This window comes from Geobacillus sp., from assembly GCF_017515625.1.
GTDB lineage: Bacteria > Bacillota > Bacilli > Bacillales > Anoxybacillaceae > Geobacillus > Geobacillus stearothermophilus.
Genome location: NZ_JAFWFM010000086.1, coordinates 1 through 4,751, shown reverse-complemented (window position 1 = coordinate 4,751; position 4,751 = coordinate 1). Strand labels below are relative to the sequence as shown.

The following is a 4,751-nucleotide window of genomic DNA, read 5'->3' as shown; positions in this document are numbered from 1 at the left end:
TCAATTTTATAGTTTTGTGTACAATTCATCTGAAGTCCTCCTTGGCATGATGGTAGGTATTGTTTGACACCCCTGCATCATACCAAGAGGGCTTTTTTTGATCAAGTCCCCGGAAAAGCTCCTAACGGGAATGCTCCTTTTTCCCCTACACGTTTTGACAAGAAACACCCGTTAGGCAACGCTCCCTGTCAAGTATAGACTAACGCACAGCGCGTTCATACGGCATTGGCGGCCGCATGCCATGCGCATGAGACTCTCTTCCCATTTGAGCAACCTTATTCGAATCTTCTCATACACTAATGTATCATCAATCGTAGCTATTTTCTCCATCCAGCGAAAAAAAGGAGCGAAATGCCATGTACAAACATATCGTCAAACGCGGGGAAACGATCGCCTCCATCGCCCGCGACTACCGCACATCTGTTGAGGCGCTGCTTCGCGCCAACGGCCTCACCGCCTCGTCCATCATCTTTCCCGGGCAAGCGATCATCATCCCCCACCTCCCGGCGAAAGGCTCGATTCCGTATACGATCCATGTATCGATCAGCCGCCGCCAGCTGACGTTAAAACACCGGGGACGAACGATCCGCACCTACCCCGTCGGCGTCGGCAAAATGGTCACCGCCACGCCTGTCGGCGATTTTGTCATCGTCAACCGCCAGCCGAACCCGGGCGGTCCGTTCGGCGCCATGTGGCTCAGCTTATCCAAACTCCATTATGGCATTCACGGCACGAACGACCCGTCCTCGATCGGCAAATACGTATCCAAAGGCTGCATCCGCATGCACAACAAAGACGTGCTCGAACTCGCCTCCATCGTTCCGAACGGAACGGAAGTGTTTATCCGGCCGTGAGGGCAAAACAGCGTCATTCATCCGTCTGTTCTGAGTCACAACCCGTTTTATTTTTCAAGAAGATGTCATTCACTCCCACCGAACGAACACCGTGTTTCCGCTCACGATGGCAGCTGACAATCGATCGGGCAAGTAGTATAATTAGGTCAAAAGCGAATGGAGTGAAGACGATGCCAGGCGGGATCTCGCATCACGCCAAAGACATTTTGTTCAAGTCGCTGAGCGCATTGTACCAAAACCAAGCCCTCGATGTGTACGGACTTCACGGACTCCCGCGGATCAAAGCACTGCTTCCAACCGAATTTCCGTCTGTACGGGCGGATGAACGGCGCGCCGACACCGTGTTTCTTCTCGAAGACGATTCCATTTTGCTTCTGGAGTACGAAAGCAATGAACGATTTCTCGACAACCATTTAAAGTATCTTGATTATGCCTGCCGCATCCTTCACACATACTATCAACAGGAAAAACGAATACGCCCGATTCACATCGTTGTGATCTACACAAGCGATGTCACGAGCGCCCGCGAACAGCTTGACGCCGGCGATGTGTTTCTTTCATCCAAAGCGGTGTTGCTTGGCGAATTCAACGGCGATGCGATTTTCCATGCCATTGAAGAAAAAGTCCACAACGGCGAACCGCTCACTCCGGAAGAAACGATGAAACTCATCCTCGTGCCGCTCATGCACACCCGCTTCGACCGGCAAACGATGATCGAAAAAACGATCGAACTGGCGAAAACGATCGACGACGAACCGAAACAGCTGCACATCATCGCCGGCGTCCTGACCGCCACAGACAAATTCATCGACCGGTCATACGCCGAAAAAGTAAAGGAGTGGATCAAAATGAACAAAGTGTTTCGCCTGTTAGTCGAAGAACTTGAACAAGAAAAAGAAGAAATGTTGAAGAAAGTGATGCAGGAAAAAGAACAAGCAGTGCAAAGAGCGATACAAGAAAAAGAACAAGCAGTGCAAAGAGTCATGCAAGAAAAGGAGCAGGCGATCAAGCAAACGGAAAAACGGAAGGCCATCGAAATCGCCAAAAATTTGCTTGACGTCCTCCCCATTCACGAAATCGCCAAACGGACCGGCCTGACCGTCGCCGAAGTCGCCGATCTTGCAAAGGAAATGGACAAATAGGCAGCACAAAAGAGCCGCAACCGCGCGGCTCTTTTCATCTTCCCTTTGCTGCTTGGCAAGATCTCAATTTCTTTTGTTTCCTTTTTTTCTTTTGTTTCTCCAGCCAAAATAGTATAATGGATATAAACATCAAGGAGGGAAAGAAAAATGAGTACTTTGTCCCGCAAAACAGAAACCCGAAAGACAGCCCCCCCACCTCTTCACGAAACTGTACTAAGCGACAACGTTCGACGTTATGTAGAATTGGTCCAACAGTCGCTTGAACTTGAGAAGCGAAAAAAAGAAATCTATTCCAACCTAAGCGACCAGGAAAAACAGAGCGTACGGCATATTCTTACCGAAATGGCGGAACAAACAATTCCAGATGATCTCCATGTCCGCGATGTGGCTCTTCTGCTTGATGTCACGCCGCAAATGGTGCGTCGTTATTGCGCAGAAGGAAAAATCGAGGCTTACCAACGGCTTGGAGACAGTGGAAAATGGATCATCCCGGCCGCACAGTTTTTTCACCACCCAAACTGGCCTTCATTTCTCCAAATGAGAGAACAGCTGAAAAGCCAGTCGATTCGTATCGCGGAAAAAATGGAAAAAGAGTTTGGAGAATAGGAGAAAGTTCTTCATGAGCGGAAACGGCACGGAAACAAAAGCATATTTGCTGGATACAAACGTATTCCGATACAAGTCAAGCCCATCTGCCCACACGAACCACAAAAAAGCCGCCAAGCGTTTTTGGAAAGATGTTTTGCAGGAAGTTCGCCATGAAGAGGCTGTGCTCTATATCCCTAAAGAAGTCATCCGAGAGCTTGAATTGCAATCCTACACACTTGGCGAAAAGGAAAGGCAACGGATCTCGGAATTGTTGGAAAATATAACGATAACGATTCCCGATTGGACAACTCCCGATATGGAACATCAAGTAAGGAAAATGGCGGCTTATATTCGCTCTGAATACCAGAGGAAAATCAATGCCATGAGAGACATGGAATACGGCAGCGTGTCTGATGCCCGTATCCTGCTAACCGCTTGGCAATACGACTGCATTCTCGTCACAGCCAATATAAAAGATTTTGCGCTTTATCCTCTTCTGTTTCCTCAACACGAACATAGACTGCTTAATCTTTTATCAAATGATTATATCACCATTTCCCCGAGCATATATGACACCATTCATCATGACCCAATATTCACGGGCATGCTCCAAGAATTGAATGACTTCATCAACAGATGATTTAGACCGCATCGTCTTCCTAAAAGCACAACAAAGTCATTTCTCTATTTTGCCGGTCGCCAATGGCAAACCGCAGAGCCGATCAAAACGAAACAAGCATTCCTTGTTATCACTTCCTCCCAGAATGATGTTCCTGATGTCGGAAACAACAAAGCGAACCGGGCTGACCGTCGCCGAAGTCGCCGACCTTGCAAAGGAAATGGACAAATAGGCAGCACAAAAGAGCCGCAACCGCGCGGCTCTTATCACTGGTCTTTTCCCTATGGCTCTTGGCGTGTGGAACAAGCAACAGTCGGACTTTTCCCTTGGCCTTTGGCCGCCAAAGCGAGCGCACTTCCCAGTGTGTCAATCCCTCTACTCGCCGCTTGCCAATCGCTGACGGGCTTCATCCGTTAACAACAAATACGGACGGCGTTTCCCCTCCTCCTGGCGCACCACTTTCTCCGTCCACGGGTGAAGCAAAAACAGCCCTAACTTTAGACGGGATTCTGGGTCCACCATTTTTTGCCGCACGCCATCTTCATGGGCGATGAGTTTTTCAATCACGTTGAGCATCGCCTTCTTGCTTAGAAACACTTCCTTTTCCTTCGAACTCAAGCGCACGGTAATCCCCTCATCGGAAAACGAGACGACGCGAAACGCTTCCTTCCCTTTGAACGTCGATACGATTTTTCCTTCGTACAGTTCAACCAACAACGATTTCCACATGTTCTCGACAAACGTTTGTCGATCCATCCGTTTCACCCCCTATCCTTCTTTATCCCTCATTCCATTCGCCCCATCCGCACCGCTCGAACTGAACGAACGCCGAACATCCGCCAATTGCAACGCCAGTTTTTCCAATTCATCAGCGCAACCGATCGCTTCCACAAACCGCTTCGGCAGCTGGCTGTATCCGATTTCCAGCCCTTTCAGTCCTCCCGCAATGGCTGCAATCGTATCGCTGTCTCCACCCATATTCGCCGCCGAAATGACGACATCTTCGAACGAGTCACAACGGAGCAGCCAATGCAGCACCCACCCCATCGTATGGACGACATACCCGTCAGGAGGGTAGACAGGCGTCACCATAAGCAGCGGCTCATAACGGGTATGCTCCACTTCTTTCCGAATCGCCTTGGCGAGCGGCTCTCCTTGAAGCACCCGAAAGGCGACCCATGTCCGTCGATGTAGATGTCCGTTGTTTAATTTCGACCTTTTTCCTCAGAACCCTTTTCCTTCCATAAAATTTTTAAGAACGAAGACCCAGGACATAGGGACTTCCCAGCATTTCGGTGTTGACTAGTTCACAGATTTTTTCCCATAAATAAACCGCCCTATCATCAGGACGGACTTCCCGTTGGCATATGGTTCGTTATACGATGTTCGTTTCCATAGATTCGCCAATCCCTCCCTCTAGAAATGTTGATTTATCAAGGCTTTTCGGCCCCTCAGGGGTGTCCAAAAAATATTTTTCGACAAAATCCCTTACATCCTTTTTCAGTTTTGTGGATATCTTACAGACCTAGGGTGCGCTTCGCGGCCACG

The 4,751-nt window shown here is 49.0% G+C and carries 6 protein-coding genes; 4 read left to right on the top strand and 2 right to left on the bottom strand.

The annotated features are described in order from the left end of the window. Positions 1-356 precede the first annotated feature (356 nt). From IKE44_RS05550 to IKE44_RS05535, 4 genes are all read left to right on the top strand, one after another. Positions 357-854, top strand: a complete 498-nt coding sequence (locus IKE44_RS05550; RefSeq protein ID WP_287465260.1) for a L,D-transpeptidase family protein — start codon at positions 357-359, stop codon at positions 852-854. A gap of 170 nt (positions 855-1,024) precedes the next feature. After that, the gene (locus IKE44_RS05545) at positions 1,025-1,996 is read left to right on the top strand and encodes an RpnC/YadD family protein (RefSeq protein ID WP_049625155.1); all 972 of its coding nucleotides are present in this window, start codon (positions 1,025-1,027) and stop codon (positions 1,994-1,996) included. Between the two features lie 147 nt (positions 1,997-2,143). Continuing rightward, a complete protein-coding gene (locus IKE44_RS05540) occupies positions 2,144-2,602 on the top strand; it encodes a MerR family transcriptional regulator (protein WP_013524778.1) in 459 nt (152 codons plus the stop codon). Between the two features lie 13 nt (positions 2,603-2,615). Beyond that, positions 2,616-3,224: a DUF4411 family protein gene (locus tag IKE44_RS05535; protein ID WP_049625154.1), complete on the top strand. Its 609-nt coding sequence runs from the start codon at positions 2,616-2,618 to the stop codon at positions 3,222-3,224. 354 nt (positions 3,225-3,578) lie between these two features. Here IKE44_RS05535 and IKE44_RS05530 read toward each other — a convergent pair whose 3' ends face one another. Together IKE44_RS05530 and IKE44_RS05525 are read right to left on the bottom strand one after the other, a co-directional pair. Further along, the gene (locus IKE44_RS05530) at positions 3,579-3,959 is read right to left on the bottom strand and encodes a hypothetical protein (RefSeq protein ID WP_081256684.1); all 381 of its coding nucleotides are present in this window, start codon (positions 3,957-3,959) and stop codon (positions 3,579-3,581) included. A gap of 12 nt (positions 3,960-3,971) precedes the next feature. After that, positions 3,972-4,367 (bottom strand): ADP-ribosylglycohydrolase family protein, encoded by a 396-nt coding sequence (locus IKE44_RS05525; protein ID WP_230847111.1) that lies wholly within the window; start codon positions 4,365-4,367, stop codon positions 3,972-3,974. Positions 4,368-4,751 lie beyond the last annotated feature (384 nt).